Source organism: Pseudomonas sp. Soil_N_39 (genome assembly GCF_057655955.1).
This window is the reverse complement of the sequence record NZ_JBDGLI010000034.1, coordinates 1-20,085: the sequence shown is the minus strand read 5'-3', so window position 1 is coordinate 20,085 and position 20,085 is coordinate 1. Positions and strand designations below refer to the sequence as shown.

Below are 20,085 nucleotides of genomic sequence, written 5' to 3'. Positions count from 1 at the left end.
ACCCCGAAACCCTGTGGGAGTGAGCTTGCTCGCGATTGCATACTGACATTCAACATTAATGTCGACGGATACACCGCTATCGCGAGCAAGCTCGCTCCCACAGTGGCCGGGGGGGCTTTCAGGCCGGCGCCAACCTTCTGAAACCACCGTGACCCGAGTCCTGACGATGAACACAGAATTTCGCAAACCGCTACCTGGCACTTCGCTGGATTATTTCGACGTTCGCGGCGCAGTGGAGGCCATCCGCCCCGGCGCCTATGACGGCCTGCCGTATACCTCTCGCGTGCTGGCGGAAAACCTGGTGCGGCGCTGCGACCCGGCCACGCTGCGCGAGTCGCTGCTGCAACTGATCGAGCGCAAGCGTGACCTGGACTTCCCATGGTTCCCGGCGCGCGTGGTGTGCCATGACATCCTCGGCCAAACCGCCCTGGTGGACCTGGCCGGCTTGCGCGATGCCATTGCCTTGCAGGGCGGTGACCCGGCGCAGGTCAACCCGGTGGTGCCAACCCAATTGATCGTCGACCATTCCCTGGCGGTGGAAAGCGGTGGTTCCGACCCGCAAGCCTTCGCCAAGAACCGCGCCATCGAAGACCGCCGCAACGAAGACCGCTTTCACTTCATCAACTGGACCAAGAAAGCCTTCAAGAACGTCGACGTGATTCCGCCGGGCAACGGGATCATGCACCAGATCAACCTGGAAAAAATGTCCCCGGTGATCCAGCAGCGTGACGGCGTGGCGTTCCCCGACACCTGCGTTGGCACCGACAGCCACACGCCCCACGTCGATGCCCTGGGCGTGATCGCCATCGGTGTCGGTGGCCTGGAGGCTGAAAGCGTCATGCTCGGTCGCGCCTCGTGGATGCGCCTGCCGGAAATCGTCGGCGTCGAGCTGACCGGCAAGCTGCAACCGGGCATCACCGCCACGGACATGGTCCTGGCGCTGACCGAGTTCCTGCGCAAGCAAAAAGTGGTGGGGGCGTGGCTGGAGTTTTTCGGCGAAGGCGCCAGTGCCCTGACCTTGGGCGACCGTGCGACCATCTCCAACATGGCCCCGGAATACGGCGCCACGGCGGCGATGTTCCATATCGATCAGCAGACGATCGATTACCTGAAGCTCACCGGCCGCGAAGACACCCAGGTGCAGTTGGTGGAAACCTATGCCAAGCACGTGGGCCTGTGGGCCGATAGCCTCAAAAGCGCGCAGTACGAGCGTGGCCTGACCTTCGACCTGTCCTCGGTGGTGCGCAACATGGCCGGCCCGAGCAACCCCCACGCCCGCGTCGCGGTGTCGGATCTGGCCGCCAAAGGCATCTCCGGTCAGTGGGACGATGTGCCCGGGCAAATGCCCGACGGCGCGGTAATCATCGCCGCGATCACCAGTTGCACCAACACCAGCAACCCGCGCAACGTGATCGCCGCTGGCTTGCTGGCGCGCAACGCCAACCGCTTGGGTCTGGCCCGCAAGCCGTGGGTCAAGTCGTCCCTGGCGCCGGGCTCGAAAACCGTGGCGTTGTACCTGGATGAAGCCGGTCTGACGTCCGAACTCGAGAAGCTGGGCTTCGGCGTGGTGGCGTTCGCCTGCACCACCTGCAACGGCATGTCCGGCGCGCTGGACCCGGTGATACAGCAGGAAATCATCGACCGCGACCTGTACGCCACGGCCGTGTTGTCGGGCAATCGCAACTTCGACGGGCGTATCCATCCGTACGCCAAGCAGGCGTTCCTTGCCTCGCCGCCATTGGTGGTCGCTTATGCCATCGCCGGGACCATCCGCTTCGACATCGAGAAAGATGTGCTGGGCGTGGTGGACGGCCGCGAGATTCGCCTCAAGGACATCTGGCCAAGCGACGAAGAAATCGACGCGGTGGTCAAGGCTTCGGTGAAACCGGAGCAGTTCCGCCAGGTGTACATTCCGATGTTCGCCATCCAGGAAGACACCGGGCCGAAAGTGACGCCGCTGTACGACTGGCGCCCACAAAGCACCTACATCCGTCGTCCGCCGTATTGGGAAGGCGCGCTGGCCGGTGCGCGGCCGCTCAAGGGGATGCGCCCGCTGGCGGTGCTGCCGGACAACATCACCACCGACCACTTGTCGCCGTCCAACGCCATCATGCTGGACAGCGCCGCGGGTGAATACCTGGCGAAAATGGGCCTGCCGGAAGAGGACTTCAACTCCTACGCGACCCACCGCGGCGACCACCTGACCGCGCAACGCGCCACGTTCGCCAACCCGAAACTGTTCAATGAAATGGTCCAGGAAAACGGCAAGGTCAAGCAGGGTTCCCTGGCCCGGGTCGAGCCGGAAGGCCAGGTCATGCGCATGTGGGAAGCCATCGAAACCTACATGGAGCGCAAGCAGCCGCTGATCATCATTGCCGGCGCCGACTACGGCCAGGGTTCGTCCCGGGACTGGGCGGCCAAGGGCGTGCGCCTGGCCGGGGTCGAGGCGATCGCCGCCGAAGGTTTCGAACGCATCCACCGCACCAACCTAGTGGGCATGGGCGTGTTGCCGCTGGAGTTCAAGCCCGGGACTGATCGCAAGACCCTGGGCATCGACGGGAGCGAGATTTACGACGTGATCGGCGAACGCACCCCGCGGGCGACGCTGACCCTGGTCATCACTCGCAAGAATGGCGAGCGCGTCGAAGTGCCGGTGACCTGCCGTCTCGATACCGCCGAAGAAGTGTCGATCTACGAAGCCGGGGGCGTGCTGCAACGCTTTGCCCAGGACTTCCTCGAATCGGCGGTGGCCGTTTAAATCGCTTGGGTGGTCCGTTCTCTGGCCGCCCGTTTTTTCAGGAGTTGGAGCACATGGCTCACTCGCCTCAAATCAAGATCCCCGCGACCTACATGCGTGGCGGCACCAGCAAAGGCGTGTTCTTCAGCCTGCAAGACCTCCCCGAAGCGGCCCGTGTTCCCGGGCCGGCCCGGGATGCCCTGTTGCTGCGGGTGATCGGCAGCCCCGACCCGTACGAGAAGCAGATCGATGGCATGGGCGGCGCCACGTCCAGCACCAGCAAGACCGTGATCCTGTCCAAGAGCACCCGGGCCGATCACGATGTCGATTACCTGTTTGGCCAGGTGTCCATCGACAAGCCGTTTGTGGACTGGAGCGGCAACTGCGGCAACCTGTCGGCGGCGGTGGGATCGTTTGCCATCAGCAGCGGCTTGGTGGAAGCCAGTCGTATTCCGCAGAACGGTGTGGCCGTGGTGCGGATCTGGCAGGCCAACATCGGCAAGACCATCATCGCCCATGTGCCGATCACCGAGGGCGCGGTGCAGGAAACCGGTGACTTCGAACTCGACGGCGTGACTTTTCCAGCGGCCGAAGTGCAATTGGAATTCATGGACCCGGCGGCCGAGGAGGAGGGCGGTGGCGGCTCGATGTTTCCAACCGGCAACCTGGTGGACGACTTGGAAGTGCCCGGTGTTGGCACGCTCAAGGCGACGCTGATCAACGCGGGGATCCCGACGATTTTCATCAATGCTCGCGATGTCGGCTACACCGGCACCGAATTGCAGGGCGCTATCAATGGCGATCCCAAGGCGTTGGCGATGTTCGAAAGCATTCGCGCCCACGGTGCCTTGCGGATGGGCTTGATCAAGCACCTGGACGAAGCCGCCCAGCGCCAGCACACGCCGAAAGTGGCGTTTGTCGCACCACCGGCGGATTACCTTTCCTCAAGCGGAAAAACCGTGGCGGCGGGGGATGTCGACTTGCTGGTGCGGGCGTTGTCCATGGGCAAGCTGCACCACGCCATGATGGGCACCGCAGCGGTGGCTATCGGCACGGCCGCGGCGATTTCCGGCACCTTGGTGAACCTCGCGGCTGGCGGCATCGAGCGCAACGCCGTACGTTTCGGCCACCCGTCCGGCACCCTGCGCGTCGGCGCCGAGGCCAGTGTGGTCAACGGCGAATGGACCGTAAAAAAAGCCATCATGAGCCGCAGTGCGCGGGTGTTGATGGAAGGGTTCGTGCGGGTGCCGGGGGATGTCTTGAATTGACATAAAACCTGTGGGAGCGGGCTTGCTCGCGAAAGCGGTCAGACATTCCACATTGATGCAAGCTGATCCACCGCAATCGCGAGCAAGCTCGGCTCCCACAAATCTGTGATGGATTTGAATTCTGGTTCCGCTGCAATCCCCTGTGGGAGCGAGCTTGCTCGCGATGAGGCCGGTAAATCCAGCATTGATGTCGACTGACACACCGCTATCGCGAGCAATCTCCCGCAATGGATCGCATTCCAGCAGTCAGCCCCCTGCCAGTGCCGCGACGACCAGTCCCACATTATTTTCCAGCTCTACCACGGGGTCAGCGGCGTCGGTGCTCAGCACCAGTAGCCGGCTGCCGCCCTCGTTGATGGCCGCCTTCACCGCATCCGAAGGTTGCCGATGGTGCAGCACCAGCGCCACGTCGTTATCTTTCAAGGTGGCGGTCAATTGCTTGAGGGCTTCGGCTGTCCAGTCGGCGTCCGGGCGGGCATCGGTGCTGATGCTGTCCAGGTTGAGCCCGCTGATCAGGTAGCCGAAATGCTCACTCAGGCTGACCACGCTCAGGTTATCGGCGCTGGCGAGGCGCTTTTCGCTGTCGGCGCTGAGTTTGAGCAAACGTTGCTTGAGGGCCGCGAGGTTGGCATCGATTTTCGCTTTGTTCGCCGGGGCCAGGCGCACCAGGTCGGCGGCGATCACGTCGGCCATGCGCCCCAGGTTATGGCTGGCCATCCATGGCTGGCTTGCCAGGCCGTCGGCCATGCCCGGTTGTACGGCGATGCCGGGCAGGGCGCCGTCCACCGGGCGCGCGGCATCGACTTCGACGATGCGGATATTGCTGCGGCGGGCCATGGGGTACAGCGGATCGTCCGGCCACAGCGAACGCAGGCCGATCACCCCGTCGGCAGTGCTGGCCAGTTTGCTCAAGGCCGGCGCGCCACGGCCGCTGAAGTAGGCACTCTGGCGGCTGCCGGGCAGGTTGGCGGGCGCGGCCCGTTCCAGGCTGACCTCGGTGCCCTTGAGCAAAGCCTCGCTCAATCCATAGGTGACCGGCAGCGCTGCCAGCAAACGAACCTTTTCGCTGGCGAATGACGAGGTGACGGCCACGCCACATAACGCGACGGCCAGGGTCAGTTGTCGCAATGAAAGAACCATTTATCCAAGATTCCCTTTGAGGCTGGGGACGACACCGCGGGCGATGGCGCTCAGGGCGAAAGCGATGCCGGCCACCAGGATGATCGCGGCGCCGGACGGGATCGGCAGGTCGAACACAATCGGCGCGAGGATCCCGCACAAGGTGCTGACGGTGGCGATCAGCACCGAACACCAGAAAAAGCCTTTCAATGATTGGCTGAGCAAGCGCGCCGCCGCCGCTGGAATCACCAGCAACGCACCCACCAGAATGGCACCGATGACTTTCACCGCCGCCACGGTGATCAGCGTCACCAGCACCACGAACAGGTAATCCAGGGTCTTGACCGCCACCCCGCGCACCGCCGCCAGTTGCGGGTTGAAGCTGGCGAGCATGATGCGGTTGTACAACGGCAAGGCCAGGGCCATCACCAATGAACCGACCACCGCCAGCACGACCAGGTCGTTGCCATTGACCGTCAGCACCGAGCCGAACAGTACGTTTTCCAGGATGTGCACGTTGATCTTGCCCGCCAGGATCAACAGCAGGCTGGCGCCCAGGGCCAGCGACACCGAGAGGAAGACGCCGATCAGCGTGTCCGGCGCCAGGCCGGTGCGGTTGCGCAGGTAATTGAGCAGGATGCCGAACAGCAGGCAGTAGCCGAACAGGCTGCCGTAGGGGCCAGTGTAGGGTTCGCCGAGGAGGATGCCGATGGCCACGCCGGTCAGCGCCGCATGGCCCACCGCCTCGGAGAAAAACGCGAAGCGCTTGACCACCACCAGCGTGCCGAGGCCGCCCAGCACGGGGCCGATCAACAACCCGGCCAGCAATGCATTGACTACGAACCCATAGGCCAGCGCCTCAGGCAGGTAACCGGCCGAGGCCCAGCCCTGGACCATCAAACGAAAGGCTTCATAACTCATCAGGTCGCGCTCCCGTTCGTGCGTGGATGGGTGGAAAACAGCGTCAGCAGCCGGTCCGGGGTCAGGGTCTGGCGTGGCGGGCCGTCGAACAGCACGCGACGATTCAGGCCGGTGACACGGTCGGCCAGACGCCCGACGGCTTCCAGATCATGTTCGATCCACAGCACGGTGATCCCGGCTTGGCGCCAGTCCTGCAGCAAGCGTTCGAACACCTGGATGCCGGCCTCGTCCAGCGCCGACATCGGTTCATCCAGCACCAGCAACTGCGGCGAGGGAATCAACCCCTGGGCCAGCAACACCCGCTGGCGCTCGCCGCCGGACAGCGCGCCCATGCGCCGCTTGCGCTTGTCCTGCATGCCGACCCGCTCCAGAGCCTGGCCAATGGCGCCGGCGTAATGTTTGCTCAAGCCGAGAAAGGCCGGCCGGCGCTGACACATCGCTGCCATGAAGTCATCCACGGTCATGGGTAGGCCCCGGTCGAATTCCAGCGCCTGGGGCACGTAGCCGATCACACCAGGTTCGCCCGGCCATTGCAGGCTCAAGCGGCCCTGGTGCGGCATCTGTCCCAGCAAGGTCTTGATCAGCGAACTCTTGCCGCCGCCATTGGGGCCGACCAAGGCATGGATGCTGCCGGGCTCCACCTGAAAGGCCACGTTGTCGAGAATGGGGGTGCGGCCCAGGTTCAGGCTGACCTCGGCGAACTCGATCCGGGGGCCGACGCGTGGCAGGGTGAGGGGTTCCTGGACGGTCATGCGCCGGACTCCTGGATTGCCCGGACCACGGTATCGAGGTTGCCGGCCATTTCCTTTTCGTACTTCTCAGCGCTGTAGTCGCCGTAGGAAATGTGCGAGAGCGGGTACAGCTTCACCCCCGACTCACGCTGGATGGTGTCGACGTAGGTGGACGGGAAATCCATCTCCGAGAAGATCACCTTCACGTCCAGCTCCCGCAGTTGGTCGATGGTTTTCTTCAATTGGCTGGGGCTCGGTTCGATGCCATGGGCCGGCTCGACCACGGCGGTCACTTCCAGGCCGAACTCACGCAGCAGGTAGTCGTAGGCGGCGTGCACCGTGGCGACCCGCAATTGCGCATTGGGGGCTTGGGTCAGCTTCGCCAGGGCAGCGGCGCGCATCTGCCGCAGGCGCTTGCCATAGGCGCGGGCGTTCTGGGTGTAGGCCTTGGCATTGTCCGGGTCGAGCTTGCCCAACTCCCGCGCGATGTTATTGACCTGGGCGATGGAGGCGCTGATGGACAGGAAGGTGTGCGGGTTCACGACCTTGCCCGCGCCTCGGGCCGCCGTGCCGGTGGCGGCCAGCAGGGGCACGTTTTCGTTGGCCTCGATCACCTTCACGTTCGGGGTTTCGCTGGCGGCGATCATACGGTCGGCGAAGTCGTCATGGCCCACGCCGTTGAGCACGATCACGTCGAGGTCGCCGATACGCTTGATGTCTTCGGCCCGTGGTTCATAGGCGTGGGGATTGAAACCGGCCGGGATCAGCGGCACGACTTCGGCCTTGTCGCCGACGATGTTGGCCACGTAGCTGTAATACGGGTGCAAGGTGATGCCAATGCGCAGGCGCTTGGCTGTTTCGGCGTTCACCGGCGAGGTGAACAGGCAGGCCAGCAGGCCGATCAACAGCAGGCGCAGCAAGGGTCGGCGTTGGGATGCAATAGGCATGGGCAAACGGTCTTCTCTCGAATGAGGGCGTGGGGTCAGTGCCGGTGCTGGCGGGTTACGCCGGCATCGAATTGCGCGACGATCCGTTGCCAGCCGGCGGCGGACAACGCCGCGTCGTCCAGCGCGGTGGGCGTCGCGAGGCCAGTGCCGCGGTTGAGCCAGATGTCCGGGGCAGCGTCGGACGTTTCGCCGATGCGCATCAGAAACGAACCGGCCACGGACGGATTGGCACTGGCGCCGACGTAGGCCTGGTCCTGCAGTTGTTGCCAGGCGTGGCCACCGCGGCTGATGGAACTGGCGTCCTGGGCGAACGGCGCAAAGCCTTCTTCGGCCAGGGTTTGCGGGGCGGGCAGGGTGTGTTGGTCTTCGCGCAGCAAACGGATTTCATCCAGGGTCACCCGCAGGTCGGCATAGATGCCTTGCTCGGCGGCGCTGAGGTCGCGGCGGGCGTCGAGTTGGTTTGAGGCCACGTGAGGGGTGTCTTCGGTTTTGCCATGCCAGGCCACCACAGACCCGGCCACCAGCACGATGACCAGGCACAACAGCAGCACGTACAGGGTTTCATGGCCCGCGCCGGCGGGGCGGATGATTTGAGTCGTGGCGTTGCTCATGGGGCCTCGATGTCGGCTTGGTCGATTTCCACCACGTGGCCGGGGCCGGCGTCGAAGAGCACGTAGAATTCAGCGTTCGGTTTTTTGAACGTCAGTTTCGAGTCGGCACCGAGCTTGCCCGGGACGAGGATGGTTTCGTCATAACCGATCACGTCCAGGGTCACCCCAGGCGCACCGCTGCCGTCGGAAAAGCCACCCGTGCATTGGATCTGCTCGGCGTCGATGGCCTTGCACTCGCACATCGGGTTGTGGGCCAGGACGCTGGTGCTTGCGCCTGCGCAGAACAGCAGTGCCAAGCCCTTGGATAAAGCGCGGAAGGTCATTGTTTGGGTCCTTGGTTCTTCAGCCAGGCGACGGTGGCCGGGGAGGCCTGGTTCAGGGGAATGGAGGCTTGATGCATCGAACCGTCCCAGCCCTCGAGGGTTATCCACAGTTCGGCATCGGGCTGGGTCTTTGGCGGGACCGGCAACAAGGCGCCCATGCGATAGGGCGAGCCAAAGAAAATCACCCCGGCGGCCCGCAGGCTCCGGGGCTTGCCAATGCGCAGGTAGGTGGCCTTGACCTGGCCGATACAGCTTTGGCACAGGGCCGCGTTGAAGTGCTTCATCGGCCCGGCAGGCCCTTGGACCCGTGGGGCTTCGTTGCGAAATTCCGCCAGGCGCAGGCTCCAGGGACCGACCTGGACTTCGCCGACATCCCGTTCGCCAAGCCCGGCATCACCGCGGAACAGTGCGGCTTCGGAAAGGTATTTGGGCATGAACCCCAGGGGGATCAGCAGCAGTAACACGTTGAGGTGGAAGCGCCATTTATGCCAGAACAGGCTCAGGCGCGACGGTGATGACGCAGTATTGGACGGGTTCACAGGCTGCCCCCCGACGATTCACGGTGGACGGATGGTTGCAGTGCCTGGGCGATTCCGGCGCCACGGGTGGGTTTCTGGTTACGTTTGAAGGCATTGGCGGTGGCCAGGGCCGTGCGTTTGGTCCAGATCAGCAGCCCGCTGAGGACCATCATGCTCAGGACCAAGCCGAAGAAGAACCAGATAAGCTTGATCCAGAGGCCGCCGAAATCCCCGGTGTGCAAGGGCCGCATGGATTCGGTGACGAACTCCAGGGTCGTGCGGTCCGACAGCAGCCGTGAGGCGGCCACGTCGCCGTTGTAGGGGTTGATGGTGGCGGTCTGGAACATTAGCGGATACCAGCCGCGGCCGCCGATTTCCAGATGGCTATAGGCGTTGCTGGGAAGGTTGATGAAGCTCGCTTCCAGTCCCGGGATGCGCTGCTGGGCGATTTCGATGGCCCGGTCCAGGTTCAACTGCGGTGGCGCCTGGCCGTCAACGGCCAACGGAACGTTTTCACGGGCCACCACCGGGATGACCGGTTCGCTGGAAATGGAGATCTGGTTGTCGCCTAGCAAGGCCTGGATCAGGAACCAGGTGCCGGTGACGGAGATGACCGCGATGAACCAGATCGACCAGATACCGCTGAGCCGGTGGAAATCACCCCAGAAAATCCGCGCGCCATGGCGAATCCGCAGGGTCGGACGGAAGAAGCCTTTCCAGAAACGCTTGTAGACCACCAGCCCGGTCACCAGGGACGCGAGCAAGGGCAGGCCCAGGAACGACACCAGGTACCAGCCCCAGCTGTAGCCGTTGGTGAACGGCACCAGCCACCAGCCATGCAGGGCGCGGGTGAAGGCTTGGAAGTTGAACGTCGGTGCCGAGCCCTGGATGACGCCGCTGTACGGGTTGACGTAGACCGTGTCGGGGCGCCCGTCGGGGTAGGTCACGCCGACTTCCAAAGCAAAATGCGACTCGTCCGGGCGAATGATGCTTTGCACCTGGGTTTGCGGTTGGGCTTGCTTGATCGCGGCGATCACCTGGTCATAGCTGAGCAGCGGGGCATCGTCCGATGGCTTGCTGGCCCGCATGTCGGGGTTGGCCAGCCAGACGATCTCCTGGCTGACCACCGCCAGGGTGCCGGTGACGCAGACGATGAGCACGAAGAACCAGATGGGCAAGGCCAGCCAGCTATGGACCAGGAACCAGAGTTTGGAGCGGGATTTCTTCGACATGATTGAACGTCTTGATTCGATGAAAGGTTCCGTATTACGGGCTTCGCAACACCGTGAACCGAAAAAAGCAGACCGTGGCTTTTGCCGACGCGGCCTGCTGCATCTAATTAAGACGAACGAGCGATCGCAATCCTGAAGGGGAAGATGAAAGAAAATGTTTCGCGTTTAGTTTCGGTGTCTTTTGTGGCCAGGGAGCAAACCCCCTAGCCACAGGAACGGTCAGCCTTGTTGAAACATCTCCCTGGCCCGTTGCTCGATCTGTTCCTGGCTCAGGTCCTCCTTGTGTGTCGCGAGGAACCACAGGTGCCCATAGGGATCCTTCAAAGTGCCGGTGCGATCTCCGTAGAACTGGTCCTTGACCTCGGAAATCACCGTGCCACCGGCGGCAATGGCCTGGGCAAATGCGCTGTCCACGTCCTCGACATATAGATGTAAGCCGACCGATGGCGATTGGTCCGGGTTACTCAGGGGGCCTTGATCGCAAGGGGTGCCGAGCATGATCGGATAACCGTTGATCCGCAGTTCGGCATGCCCGATGCCCCCGTCCGGCATGGCCAGGCGCATGACCTCGGTGGCATTGAAGGCTTTTTTGTAGAAGTCGATGGCTTCGGCAGCTTTTTGAATGCCCAGGTAGGGGGTGATGTTATGGAAACCTTCGGGAATGGCATTGACGCCCATGACGTTTCTCCTTTTGTTATGGAGGCGAAGAGAGTCTTCGTCGATTTGCGCCTTTCCACTATAGGCCAGCGACTCTGGCTGGGCGCGGAGGCCGACGAACGCTTCACGGTTGTTCCAGTAGATGTGCCCCCGGCCCGTGTTGGCCCAATACGTCGCCCTGATTGCGCAGCGGACACGCTTCCATCGACAGGCATCCGCAGCCGATGCAGCCGTTGAGTCGATCACGCAGCGCCACCAATTGGTTAATGCGCTCGTCCAGGTCCCGGCTCCATTGCGCCGACAAGGTCTGCCAGTCGGCGGCCGTCGGGGCGCGGTTGTCTGGCAGGTTGTTTAACGCTTCGCCGATTTCCGCCAGGGGAATGCCCAGGCGCTGGGCGACCTTGATCAGCGCCACGCGACGCAATACCGCCCGTGGGTAACGACGCTGATTACCCGGGTTACGCGTGCTTTTGATCAGCCCCTTGGATTCGTAGAAGTGCAGGGCCGTGACCGTCACGCCGCTGCGGGCGGCCACTTGGCCGACGGTGAGCTCCTTGTGGATATCGATCTGCGTCATCGTTTCAATTCACTGCTTGACCTCAAGTTAACTAGAGGTTTTACCCTGCATGCTTTCGGATCGCAAGATCCGACTTACCTGCATAGGGGACCTTTCATGCAATCGCCAAGGAACAATCGCAGTTTCACCCAACTGATGGAGTTCGACATCGAACCTCAATGGCAGCACGCGCTGGTCACCGCCTTGTCGGAGCAGACCGAGCGCCTGGCCCGGGACCATCAGGGGTTCCTGAGTGCCAGTATCCAGGCCAGCGACGACGGTCGGCGTGTGCTCAATTATTTGCAGTGGCAAACCCGCGAGGCCGGCGAGGCGGCGCTTCGAAGTTTCGAAAGTGGCGAGCAGGATTTCTGGCAACTGATCCAGGCTCACCGAGCCAGAGCCGTGACGTTCGGTTCGTTCCAGGTGTTGCGCAACATCGAGCGCAGCCTGGACAACGCGCTGCAGTGCCAGTTGGTCGATTAAGCGCAACGGCTGATCCAGGCAGGCAATACCCACTATCGAGAGGGTTGATTTCTGCCGCGCAGGGCCGGCGGGTAGCCTTTGTTCATCGCCCAACTCCAGAACACCGGACACTCGCCATGAACCGTACCCTTGCCGTTTTGTTGCTCTTGACCGCCACCCTCCTGGGCGGCTGCGCCAGCTCTTCCCCGGAGCTGCGCCCCTACACCGCCGATGAGACCCGCGAGCTGGCCCTTGAAGCCTTGAATCGCCGTGGCCTGTCGTTCGAGGAATACCACGCGAAAAAAGCCGAGCTGCTTGGCTCGTCGCAGAAAAACGTGGGGTTCGACGATCAGGGCCAGATGAGTGCCGAGCAGGTCGTGCAACAGCCTGGCCGGTCCAGCTGAGGGACTGTACCGCTCAAAGTTTTGCCCAACTGTCCGTGGGTTTGGGTCAGGACGTGGGGTAGGGTCATGACTTGACTGACTGCCCCTGATGGACTGACCTGACATGACCCTTTCGCTTGACCTGCTGCTGGGCTTCGCCCTGTTTGCCCTGGTGACTTCGATCACGCCAGGCCCTAACAACACCATGTTGTTGGCCTCGGGTGTCAATTTCGGTTTCAACCGCACCATTCCGCACATGCTGGGTATTACCTGCGGCTTCTTTTCCCTGGTGCTGGCGGTGGGCCTTGGCCTGGGCGCGGTGTTCCAGACTTATCCACTGCTCTATACCGCGTTGCGCTACATCGGCGCGGCGTACCTGTTATACCTGGCGTGGAAAATAGCCCACTCCGGTCCGGTTTCGGAAGGTCAGCCGGGGAACAATACGCCGATCAGCTATTGGGGCGCGGCGGCGTTCCAATGGGTCAATCCCAAGGCCTGGATCATGGCCATTGGCGCCATTAGTACCTACACGCCACTCCAGGGTTATTTCTTCAATGTGCTGGTGATTGCGGCGGTGTTTGCCTTGATCAACCTGCCAAGCGTGAGCCTGTGGGTGGTGTGCGGCAGCCTGTTGCGCAACCTGTTGCGTGATCGTCGCTGGCTGCGTCTGTTCAACTGGGGCATGGCGCTGCTGTTGGTCGCTTCGATGTATCCGTTGTTGCTCGAAAGCATCAGTTGAGGGCTGAGCTTCGACGCGATGCCTGCTAAGCTCGCTGTTCAGGAGCGTTCCTACGCACTTTTAAACGAAGTCCGACTTCTTTAAGGTCTTTGATCAGGTATTGCTAGTCTCGAACCCAACGAGGGCGCCTGATCCCGGAGCAGGCTCTGCGAGTTTCCTATGAATAAACGTCCTTTGTATTTCGATTACGCCGCCACCACGCCGGTGGATGAGCGAGTCATCCGGGTCATGGTCGAGTGTCTGGGCTTTGACGGCAACTTTGGCAACCCGGCTTCCAGTTCTCATGCCTTCGGCCAGGAGGCCCGGCGCTCGGTGGAGCGTGCCCGCCAACAGGTGGCGCAATTGGTGGGTGCCCAGCCCGAACAGATCGTCTGGACGTCCGGCGCCACCGAATCCAATAACCTGGCCCTCAAGGGCGTGGCCCAGGCACGCAGTGGTTGCGCCGGCCATGTCATCACCAGCCTGATCGAGCACAAGGCGATTCTCGATACGGCGCGCCAGCTCGAAGAAAGTGGCGTTGCGGTTACCTGGCTGGCGCCGGACGCCGAGGGGCTGATCAGTCCGCAAGCGGTTCGCGAGGCGTTGCGCGAAGACACGTTCCTGGTCTCGCTGATGTTGGTGAACAACGAGCTGGGCACCGTCAACGACGTCATCGCCATTGGCGAGATCGTTCGCGAGCACGTGGCGCTGTTCCATGTGGACGCGGCCCAGGGCGCCGGCAAGGTGCAGATCGATCTGTCTCGCTGGCCGGTGGACCTGATGTCTTTTTCCGCGCATAAAATCTACGGCCCCAAGGGCATCGGTGCGCTTTACGTCGGCGACCGTGCCCGGCCACGGCTGTCGGCGCAGATTCATGGCGGCGGGCATGAAGGCGGTTTGCGTTCCGGGACCCTGGCGACCCATCAGATTGCAGCTATGGGTGCTGCATTCGAATTGGCCGCCACGGCATTCGACGAAGAACTCGTTAAAATCGCCCGGTTGCGCAATCGTTTGCTCGAGCCGCTGCTGGCGATGCCCGGTGTGCGGATGAACGGCAGTGCGAGCCGCCGGATCCCCCATACGCTGAGCCTGACGTTCAACGAAGGCGAGTTCAACCCGGCGACCTTGGGCGCATCGATTGCATTTTCCGCGACCTCGGCCTGCAATTCAGCGCAGAACACTCCGTCCCACGTGCTGCTGGCCCTGGGGCACGATGCCCGTGCCGCCGGTCGAACCATTCGCTTGAGCCTGGGACGCTTTACCACCGAGCAGGATATCGACGAGGCGGTGCGGCTGATCAAGGCGGCGTGCGCGACTGCGCCGGCGTTCTGGGCCACGACCCCCTAAGCCGAATTCGGCATCGAACAACAATATCAACGAGCAGGAGAAACAATGAGCACCGAGCCTTTGCCCCACGGACTGGTTCCCCAGCGCCTGGCCCGAATCCGCCAACTGATGAGCCGAGAGGGTATTCACGCGCTGCTGGTGCCATCGGCCGACCCGCACCTGTCCGAATACCTGCCGGGCTATTGGCAGGGGCGGCAGTGGTTGTCGGGCTTCCATGGTTCGGTGGGTACCTTGATCGTGACCGGCAGTTTCGCCGGTGTCTGGGCCGACAGTCGTTATTGGGAACAGGCCACCAAGGAGCTGGAGGGCAGCGGTATCGAGCTGGTCAAGCTGATTCCAGGCCAGCCCGGCCCCTTGGACTGGCTGGCCGAACAAACGCCTGAAGGCGGGGTGGTTGCGGTCGACGGTGCGGTCATGGCCGTGGCATCGGCCCGCACCCTGGGCGGCAAGCTCGCGGAGCGCGGCGCGCGGTTGCGCACCGACATCGACCTGCTCAAGGAAGTCTGGACTGATCGCCCAAGCTTGCCGGATCAACCGGTCTACGCCCATTTGCCACCCCAGGCGACCGTCAGCCGCGTCGAAAAACTCGCCAAGTTGCGCGAGTCCCTCCAGGAGCGAGGTGCCGATTGGCATTTCATCGCCACGCTCGATGACATCGCCTGGTTGTTCAACCTGCGCGGTGCGGATGTGTCATTCAACCCCGTGTTCGTTTCCTTTGCCTTGATCAGCCAGCAACAAGCAACGCTGTTCGTGGCCCTGGACAAGGTTGACGCAGCGCTGCGTGCCGTTCTGGAGCAGGACGGCGTGACCCTGCGCGATTACAGCGAAGCCGCCGCCGCGTTGCGTGAAGTGCCGGACGGCGCGAGCCTGCAGATCGATCCGGCGCGGGTGACGGTCGGCTTGCTGGATAACCTGGGCAGCGGCGTGAAATGGGTCGAAGGGCTCAATCCAACGACGCTGGCCAAGTCCCGCAAAAACCTGGCCGACGCCGAGCACATTCGTCGGGCCATGGAGCAGGACGGCGCGGCGCTCTGTGAATTCTTCGCCTGGCTGGAAGGGGCTTGGGGGCGTGAGCGCATCACCGAGCTGACCATCGACGAGCACCTGACTGCCGCTCGCACGCGTCGGCCGGACTTTGTCTCCCTGAGTTTCAACACCATCGCTGCCTTTAACGCCAACGGCGCGATGCCCCATTACCACGCCACGGAAGAGGCCCATGCGGTCATTGAAGGTGATGGCCTGTTGCTGATCGACTCCGGGGGCCAGTACCTGGGGGGCACCACTGACATCACCCGCATGGTGCCAGTCGGAACACCCACCGCCGAGCAAAAACGTGACTGCACCCGCGTGCTCAAGGGGGTGATTGCCCTGTCCCGGGCCAAATTTCCGCGGGGCATTCTTTCGCCCTTGCTCGATGCCATCGCCCGTGCGCCGATCTGGGCGGAGCACGTCGATTACGGCCACGGCACCGGTCATGGCGTTGGCTATTTCCTCAATGTCCACGAAGGCCCGCAGGTGATTGCCTATCAAGCCGCTGCCGCGCCGCAAACGGCGATGCAGGCCGGCATGATCACCTCGATCGAACCGGGCACTTATCGTCCCGGCCGCTGGGGTGTGCGCATCGAGAACCTGGTGTTGAACCGTGAAGCCGGAAGCAGCGAGTTCGGCGAGTTCCTTGAGTTCGAAACCCTGACCCTGTGCCCGATCGACACCCGCTGCCTGGAGCCTTCGCTGCTGACCCAGGATGAAAAAGACTGGTTCAACGCCTACCACGCCGAGGTTCAGCGTCGGTTGAGTCCGTTGCTGGACGGTGACGCGTTGCAGTGGCTCAACACTCGAACGATGGCGATTTGAGGTAGAGGATCAGGCGAGGGCTTCACGGACGAAGTCCAGCCGATCCTGGCCGAAGAACAGCTCGTCGCCGACAAACATGCTCGGGGCGCCGAACACGCCTCGTCCGATGGCTGCTTCGGTGGCGCTCTTGAGGGCTTGCTTGACCTGCTCGTCGTTCGTCAGGGCCAGCACAGAGTCGGCGTCGAAACCGCCTTCGTTCAGGACCGCTGCGACAGTCGCCGGGTCATTGAGGTTGCGGGCGTCCACCCAAAAGGCGCGGAACAGGCAATCGACGAAGGCCTCGAAGCGTTCGGGATGGCGCAGTTGCATGCCGGTCACCGCGCGCATCAGCAGCAGTGTATTGATGGGGAAGTGTGGATTGAACTGGAAGGCGACGCCGTAGCGTTTGGCGAAGCGATTCAGGTCCTTGAACAGGTAAGGGTTCTTGGCCGGCACGGTCGCCGGCGATGCGTTGCCGGTTGCCTTGAAGACGCCGCCCAGTAACATTGGGCGATAGATCAACTGGGCGTTTGTCTGTGTACACAGCGTCGGCAACTGGGTATAGGCCAGGTACGTGGTCGGGCTGCCGAGGTCGAAGTAAAACTCCACCGATTTGCTCATGGTATCTGCTCTCTTGTTGTTGTGAGGGGAGGGGTTACCAGCGTTCGTTCCAGGGGCGCAGGTCCAGCTCGAAGGTCCAGGCGTCGCGAGGTTGGCTGTGCAGATACCAATAGCTGTCGGCGATGTGTTCAGGGTTCAGGATGCCGTCCTGATCCTTGGTGGCATATTTTTCCGGGAAATTCTCGCGGATGAAGTCAGTGTCGATAGCGCCATCTACCACCACATGGGCCACATGGATATTCAGCGGTCCCAGCTCCCGGGCCATGCTTTGGGCCAGTGCGCGGATGCCATGTTTGGCGCCTGCGAATGCAGCGAACCCCGAAGCGCCACGCAATCCCGCCGTTGCCCCGGTAAACAGGATGGTTCCGCGCTGGCGCTTGACCATGCGCTTGGCCACTTCCCGTGCATTGAGAAAACCTGAGAAACAGGCCATCTCCCAAATCTTGAAATACTTGCGTGCGGTTTCTTCGAGGATGCTGCAGGGGACGTTGGCGCCGATGTTGAACACAAAGGCTTCGATGGGGCCGATCTGGTTCTCGATTTGCTCGATGAGTGCGATCACATCGTCTTCTTTGCGTGCATCACAGGCAAACCCATGGGCTTCGCCGCCTTCGGCGCGAATACCATTGACCAGCGGCTCGAGTTTGTCGGCGCTGCGACGGGTCACACAGGCCACAAAACCTTCCTGTGCAAAGCGTTTGGCAATCGCTCCGCCGGTGGCATCGCCCGCGCCAACAACCAGTACGACCTTCTTGTTATTCATGGTCAGCCTCATTGGTAAACGGTCGTTAACTAAACGGACGTTATGCTAAGATCCGGCAAGCGTCAAGGTGAGGAATCAGGGGCAGGACCATGCGTTATTCAGCCAATCACAAAATGGAAACCCGCGAGAAACTACTCGCCAGCAGTGCCGTGTCCGCCAAGAAATCAGGTTTCTCTACGGTCGGTGTCGACGGCCTGATGAAAGCGATCGGGTTGAGCGGCGGTGCGTTCTATAGCCACTTCTCGTCCAAGGATGAGCTGTTCAAGGCCATTGTCGAGCGGGAGTTGGCTCAAAGTCTGGATCGCTTGAGCGGCGACGGTGCCATGGACTCCGTGAAGCTGGAGCGCTGCCTGAAGCAGTACTTGAGCATGAGTCATGTCGAGCAGCCCGAGGCGGGATGTGCCTTGCCGGTGCTGGGCGCCGAGATTGCGCGGTCGGATATGGCGGTGAGGGAGGCGGCCCAAACGTGGATCTGTCGTCTGCACGAAAGTTGGGCGCGGATATTGGGAAGCGACAGCCTGGCCTGGGCCATCCTGTCTCAATGCGTGGGAGCCTTGGTTGTTGCGCGGATGCTGGTCACGCCGCAGGTCCAGCGTGAGGTCCTGAAGTCCAGCCATGAGGAAATCAGTCGGCGAATCGCCGAGCAAGGGCTCGACTAAGATCGCTTATTTGCAGATGACGATCATGCTGCGGCTGGTATAGCCGGCGGGATTGAGCCCGAAGGGATAATCCCCGGGCTCTTCGACGGCGTCCCCAGACTTGGCAATGACCTTGTAACCCTTGGGGGCACATGAGTTGGCGGCGCTGGCGGCGCACTGCTCCCAGGATGAGGACAGGCCGGAGCAGTTGATGTGCAGACCTTTTTTGCCGCGCTTGACTTCAGTTTTCGATGTCGCCGCACAGCCCGCTACTGCAAGTACGGCGATCAGTATCAAAATTCGTTTCATTCCCGTCCTTATAATCGCCGTGGATCTTGTGTCCGCGTACGATCGTGTTCGCTCTTGCGTGAAGCGTTCATGACGTCCTGTATGAAAAAATCCATGTCTGACATTGGGTTACTGGTCTAAACATGGCCTAAATGCGCGGCAAATGCCAGACCTTCGTTAAATCCTGCTTCAATCTGCCGCGACAGCAGGCTTTGCGGTGTTGGCCATGGTCAGCGTCGCGCCCACCGAAGCGAGGATGATGCAGGTAATGGCCATCCATTGGGCCAGGGACAAGTACTCCTGAAGAAAGACGAGCCCCGACAAGGCCGCGATTGCCGGTTCGACGCTCATCAATGTGCCGAAGGTGCGGGCAGGCATTCGAGTCAGGGAGATCATTTCCAACGTATAGGGCAGGGCTGTGGACAGGATGGCGACACCAATGGCGATTGGAATCAGACTCGGTGTGAGCAATGCGGCGCCCGCGTGAATAATGCCGATCGGAGCGACAAACAGGGCTGCGATCATGACCCCCAATGCGGCTGTCTGTACGCCATTGTCCGCACCGGCTTTCTGACCAAACAAGATGTACAACGCCCAGCAGAAACCGGCACCCAGCGCGTAGCCGGCGCCCACCAGGTCAATACCGGTACTGGTCGCGCCGGTCGGTATGAGCAGCAGCAGGCCAACCACTGCCAGGGCAATCCAGAGAAAGTCGATTGCCCGGCGCGAGGCGTAAATGGCGACTGCCAGAGGCCCGGTAAATTCCAACGCAACGGCAATGCCCAGTGGAACGGTGCGAACCGACATATAGAAGAGGAAGTTCATACCGCCCAGTGCCATCCCGTAGACGATCACCGTGCGCAGGGACTGGGCGGTGAGCTTGGCGCGCCAGGGGCGTAGCATTAACAGCATGATCAGGCTGGCGAAAATGAGTCGCAGCGTCGTAGTGCCTTGTGCACCCACTACCGGGAACATGCTTTTGGCGAGGGAGGCTCCTCCTTGAATGGAAGCCATGGCTATTAATAGCAAGGCAACCGGATATAGGGTGGAGGCCAGGCTGCGATGTGGAGGGGGTGTCATTACGAAGTGTCGTCCAGAATAAAGGCGGGGGAGGCTGCGTTGAGCAGTATATTGCGCATATGCAGCGATTCCGTCTATATACCGGGCATATTTAAGTGTCATTCTGGGCTATAGGTAGAAAGATCAAATTAAGGGTTGACGGCAGATTCTGGACGTCTATAATTCGCCCCACTTCCGGCGCAGTCGAAACGGAAAACTCCTTGAAATTCAATGAGTTAAGTAAGTTTCGAAGGGGGGTGGCTTCAGTTCATCGAAGCCTGGAAGGAGCAGATAGAGCAGTGTTGTTTGGCTCTATCAGCGGTTCGATCTTCTCGGTCGAAAGCGGTGAAAAA

General features: G+C 61.8%; 22 protein-coding genes. 8 read left to right on the top strand and 14 right to left on the bottom strand.

Translation table 11 applies throughout. The features are described 5' to 3' along the window. Positions 1-166 precede the first annotated feature (166 nt). Both acnD and prpF read left to right on the top strand, forming a co-directional pair. Positions 167-2,758 (top strand): Fe/S-dependent 2-methylisocitrate dehydratase AcnD, encoded by a 2,592-nt coding sequence (acnD, locus tag AC3A5O_RS28415; RefSeq protein WP_305490859.1) that lies wholly within the window; start codon positions 167-169, stop codon positions 2,756-2,758. A gap of 53 nt (positions 2,759-2,811) precedes the next feature. Continuing rightward, entirely contained in the window at positions 2,812-4,005 is a 1,194-nt protein-coding gene (gene prpF / locus AC3A5O_RS28410; protein ID WP_122568706.1) for a 2-methylaconitate cis-trans isomerase PrpF, read from the top strand. 246 nt (positions 4,006-4,251) lie between these two features. Here the strand turns inward: prpF and AC3A5O_RS28405 are convergent, their stop codons facing one another. The 10 genes from AC3A5O_RS28405 to soxR all read right to left on the bottom strand — a co-directional run bounded on the left by AC3A5O_RS28405 (position 4,252) and on the right by soxR (position 11,641). After that, positions 4,252-5,145, bottom strand: coding sequence for a metal ABC transporter solute-binding protein, Zn/Mn family (locus AC3A5O_RS28405; RefSeq protein WP_487754003.1), 894 nt, complete (start codon positions 5,143-5,145; stop codon positions 4,252-4,254). Beyond that, positions 5,146-6,045, bottom strand: coding sequence for a metal ABC transporter permease (locus AC3A5O_RS28400; protein ID WP_122568704.1), 900 nt, complete (start codon positions 6,043-6,045; stop codon positions 5,146-5,148). Then, the gene (locus AC3A5O_RS28395) at positions 6,045-6,797 is read right to left on the bottom strand and encodes a metal ABC transporter ATP-binding protein (protein ID WP_305467785.1); all 753 of its coding nucleotides are present in this window, start codon (positions 6,795-6,797) and stop codon (positions 6,045-6,047) included. The genes AC3A5O_RS28400 and AC3A5O_RS28395 overlap by 1 nt, the downstream gene beginning before the upstream one ends. Next, complete coding sequence (locus AC3A5O_RS28390) at positions 6,794-7,723, bottom strand: metal ABC transporter substrate-binding protein (protein WP_122568702.1); 930 nt, start codon at positions 7,721-7,723, stop codon at positions 6,794-6,796. Before AC3A5O_RS28390 ends, AC3A5O_RS28395 begins: the two co-directional genes overlap by 4 nt. A 35-nt stretch (positions 7,724-7,758) precedes the next feature. Beyond that, positions 7,759-8,334: a DUF6162 family protein gene (locus AC3A5O_RS28385; protein ID WP_122568701.1), complete on the bottom strand. Its 576-nt coding sequence runs from the start codon at positions 8,332-8,334 to the stop codon at positions 7,759-7,761. Further along, the gene (locus AC3A5O_RS28380) at positions 8,331-8,657 is read right to left on the bottom strand and encodes a hypothetical protein (RefSeq protein WP_060741359.1); all 327 of its coding nucleotides are present in this window, start codon (positions 8,655-8,657) and stop codon (positions 8,331-8,333) included. Before AC3A5O_RS28380 ends, AC3A5O_RS28385 begins: the two co-directional genes overlap by 4 nt. Continuing rightward, entirely contained in the window at positions 8,654-9,196 is a 543-nt protein-coding gene (locus AC3A5O_RS28375; protein ID WP_122568700.1) for a thiamine pyrophosphate-binding protein, read from the bottom strand. The genes AC3A5O_RS28380 and AC3A5O_RS28375 overlap by 4 nt, the downstream gene beginning before the upstream one ends. Beyond that, positions 9,193-10,407, bottom strand: a complete 1,215-nt coding sequence (locus AC3A5O_RS28370) for a PepSY-associated TM helix domain-containing protein (RefSeq protein ID WP_305490858.1) — start codon at positions 10,405-10,407, stop codon at positions 9,193-9,195. Before AC3A5O_RS28370 ends, AC3A5O_RS28375 begins: the two co-directional genes overlap by 4 nt. A 219-nt stretch (positions 10,408-10,626) precedes the next feature. Continuing rightward, entirely contained in the window at positions 10,627-11,085 is a 459-nt protein-coding gene (locus tag AC3A5O_RS28365; RefSeq protein ID WP_109756506.1) for a VOC family protein, read from the bottom strand. Between the two features lie 103 nt (positions 11,086-11,188). Next, positions 11,189-11,641 carry a redox-sensitive transcriptional activator SoxR gene (soxR, locus tag AC3A5O_RS28360; RefSeq protein ID WP_122568698.1) on the bottom strand — a complete coding sequence of 151 codons (453 nt, stop codon included), beginning with the start codon at positions 11,639-11,641 and terminating at the stop codon, positions 11,189-11,191. A 96-nt stretch (positions 11,642-11,737) separates the two neighbouring features. Between soxR and AC3A5O_RS28355 the strand changes: the two genes are divergently transcribed. The 5 genes from AC3A5O_RS28355 to AC3A5O_RS28335 all read left to right on the top strand — a co-directional run bounded on the left by AC3A5O_RS28355 (position 11,738) and on the right by AC3A5O_RS28335 (position 16,384). Then, entirely contained in the window at positions 11,738-12,103 is a 366-nt protein-coding gene (locus tag AC3A5O_RS28355; RefSeq protein ID WP_122568697.1) for an antibiotic biosynthesis monooxygenase, read from the top strand. A 116-nt stretch (positions 12,104-12,219) separates the two neighbouring features. Further along, positions 12,220-12,486, top strand: a complete 267-nt coding sequence (locus AC3A5O_RS28350) for a hypothetical protein (RefSeq protein ID WP_122568696.1) — start codon at positions 12,220-12,222, stop codon at positions 12,484-12,486. 103 nt (positions 12,487-12,589) lie between these two features. Next, a complete protein-coding gene (locus AC3A5O_RS28345) occupies positions 12,590-13,204 on the top strand; it encodes a LysE family translocator (RefSeq protein WP_122568695.1) in 615 nt (204 codons plus the stop codon). 159 nt (positions 13,205-13,363) lie between these two features. Further along, positions 13,364-14,530 (top strand): cysteine desulfurase family protein, encoded by a 1,167-nt coding sequence (locus AC3A5O_RS28340; RefSeq protein ID WP_487754002.1) that lies wholly within the window; start codon positions 13,364-13,366, stop codon positions 14,528-14,530. Between the two features lie 45 nt (positions 14,531-14,575). Next, a complete protein-coding gene (locus AC3A5O_RS28335; protein WP_487754001.1) occupies positions 14,576-16,384 on the top strand; it encodes an aminopeptidase P family protein in 1,809 nt (602 codons plus the stop codon). A gap of 9 nt (positions 16,385-16,393) precedes the next feature. On the opposite strand, the gene AC3A5O_RS28330 is transcribed toward AC3A5O_RS28335, so the two are convergent. After that, positions 16,394-16,984: a 2-hydroxychromene-2-carboxylate isomerase gene (locus AC3A5O_RS28330; RefSeq protein ID WP_122568692.1), complete on the bottom strand. Its 591-nt coding sequence runs from the start codon at positions 16,982-16,984 to the stop codon at positions 16,394-16,396. 34 nt (positions 16,985-17,018) lie between these two features. Beyond that, positions 17,019-17,747 carry an SDR family oxidoreductase gene (locus tag AC3A5O_RS28325; RefSeq protein WP_122568691.1) on the bottom strand — a complete coding sequence of 243 codons (729 nt, stop codon included), beginning with the start codon at positions 17,745-17,747 and terminating at the stop codon, positions 17,019-17,021. Between the two features lie 89 nt (positions 17,748-17,836). Between AC3A5O_RS28325 and AC3A5O_RS28320 the strand changes: the two genes are divergently transcribed. Next, entirely contained in the window at positions 17,837-18,406 is a 570-nt protein-coding gene (locus tag AC3A5O_RS28320) for a TetR/AcrR family transcriptional regulator (protein WP_122568690.1), read from the top strand. Between the two features lie 6 nt (positions 18,407-18,412). Here the strand turns inward: AC3A5O_RS28320 and AC3A5O_RS28315 are convergent, their stop codons facing one another. Together AC3A5O_RS28315 and rhtA are read right to left on the bottom strand one after the other, a co-directional pair. After that, positions 18,413-18,694: a hypothetical protein gene (locus AC3A5O_RS28315; protein ID WP_122568689.1), complete on the bottom strand. Its 282-nt coding sequence runs from the start codon at positions 18,692-18,694 to the stop codon at positions 18,413-18,415. A 168-nt stretch (positions 18,695-18,862) separates the two neighbouring features. Continuing rightward, positions 18,863-19,753 carry a threonine/homoserine exporter RhtA gene (gene rhtA / locus AC3A5O_RS28310; RefSeq protein WP_305490856.1) on the bottom strand — a complete coding sequence of 297 codons (891 nt, stop codon included), beginning with the start codon at positions 19,751-19,753 and terminating at the stop codon, positions 18,863-18,865. Positions 19,754-20,085 lie beyond the last annotated feature (332 nt).

What these genes read in the sequence shown, in the direction of transcription:
- acnD (WP_305490859.1), top strand. Translation starts at nt 167, where the DNA reads ATGAACACAGAATTTCGCAAACCGCTACCTGGCACTTCGCTGGATTAT.
- prpF (WP_122568706.1), top strand. Translation starts at nt 2,812, where the DNA reads ATGGCTCACTCGCCTCAAATCAAGATCCCCGCGACCTACATGCGTGGC.
- AC3A5O_RS28405 (WP_487754003.1), bottom strand. Translation starts at nt 5,145, where the DNA reads ATGGTTCTTTCATTGCGACAACTGACCCTGGCCGTCGCGTTATGTGGC.
- AC3A5O_RS28400 (WP_122568704.1), bottom strand. Translation starts at nt 6,045, where the DNA reads ATGAGTTATGAAGCCTTTCGTTTGATGGTCCAGGGCTGGGCCTCGGCC.
- AC3A5O_RS28395 (WP_305467785.1), bottom strand. Translation starts at nt 6,797, where the DNA reads ATGACCGTCCAGGAACCCCTCACCCTGCCACGCGTCGGCCCCCGGATC.
- AC3A5O_RS28390 (WP_122568702.1), bottom strand. Translation starts at nt 7,723, where the DNA reads ATGCCTATTGCATCCCAACGCCGACCCTTGCTGCGCCTGCTGTTGATC.
- AC3A5O_RS28385 (WP_122568701.1), bottom strand. Translation starts at nt 8,334, where the DNA reads ATGAGCAACGCCACGACTCAAATCATCCGCCCCGCCGGCGCGGGCCAT.
- AC3A5O_RS28380 (WP_060741359.1), bottom strand. Translation starts at nt 8,657, where the DNA reads ATGACCTTCCGCGCTTTATCCAAGGGCTTGGCACTGCTGTTCTGCGCA.
- AC3A5O_RS28370 (WP_305490858.1), bottom strand. Translation starts at nt 10,407, where the DNA reads ATGTCGAAGAAATCCCGCTCCAAACTCTGGTTCCTGGTCCATAGCTGG.
- AC3A5O_RS28365 (WP_109756506.1), bottom strand. Translation starts at nt 11,085, where the DNA reads ATGGGCGTCAATGCCATTCCCGAAGGTTTCCATAACATCACCCCCTAC.
- soxR (WP_122568698.1), bottom strand. Translation starts at nt 11,641, where the DNA reads ATGACGCAGATCGATATCCACAAGGAGCTCACCGTCGGCCAAGTGGCC.
- AC3A5O_RS28355 (WP_122568697.1), top strand. Translation starts at nt 11,738, where the DNA reads ATGCAATCGCCAAGGAACAATCGCAGTTTCACCCAACTGATGGAGTTC.
- AC3A5O_RS28350 (WP_122568696.1), top strand. Translation starts at nt 12,220, where the DNA reads ATGAACCGTACCCTTGCCGTTTTGTTGCTCTTGACCGCCACCCTCCTG.
- AC3A5O_RS28345 (WP_122568695.1), top strand. Translation starts at nt 12,590, where the DNA reads ATGACCCTTTCGCTTGACCTGCTGCTGGGCTTCGCCCTGTTTGCCCTG.
- AC3A5O_RS28340 (WP_487754002.1), top strand. Translation starts at nt 13,364, where the DNA reads ATGAATAAACGTCCTTTGTATTTCGATTACGCCGCCACCACGCCGGTG.
- AC3A5O_RS28335 (WP_487754001.1), top strand. Translation starts at nt 14,576, where the DNA reads ATGAGCACCGAGCCTTTGCCCCACGGACTGGTTCCCCAGCGCCTGGCC.
- AC3A5O_RS28330 (WP_122568692.1), bottom strand. Translation starts at nt 16,984, where the DNA reads ATGAGCAAATCGGTGGAGTTTTACTTCGACCTCGGCAGCCCGACCACG.
- AC3A5O_RS28325 (WP_122568691.1), bottom strand. Translation starts at nt 17,747, where the DNA reads ATGAATAACAAGAAGGTCGTACTGGTTGTTGGCGCGGGCGATGCCACC.
- AC3A5O_RS28320 (WP_122568690.1), top strand. Translation starts at nt 17,837, where the DNA reads ATGCGTTATTCAGCCAATCACAAAATGGAAACCCGCGAGAAACTACTC.
- AC3A5O_RS28315 (WP_122568689.1), bottom strand. Translation starts at nt 18,694, where the DNA reads ATGAAACGAATTTTGATACTGATCGCCGTACTTGCAGTAGCGGGCTGT.
- rhtA (WP_305490856.1), bottom strand. Translation starts at nt 19,753, where the DNA reads ATGACACCCCCTCCACATCGCAGCCTGGCCTCCACCCTATATCCGGTT.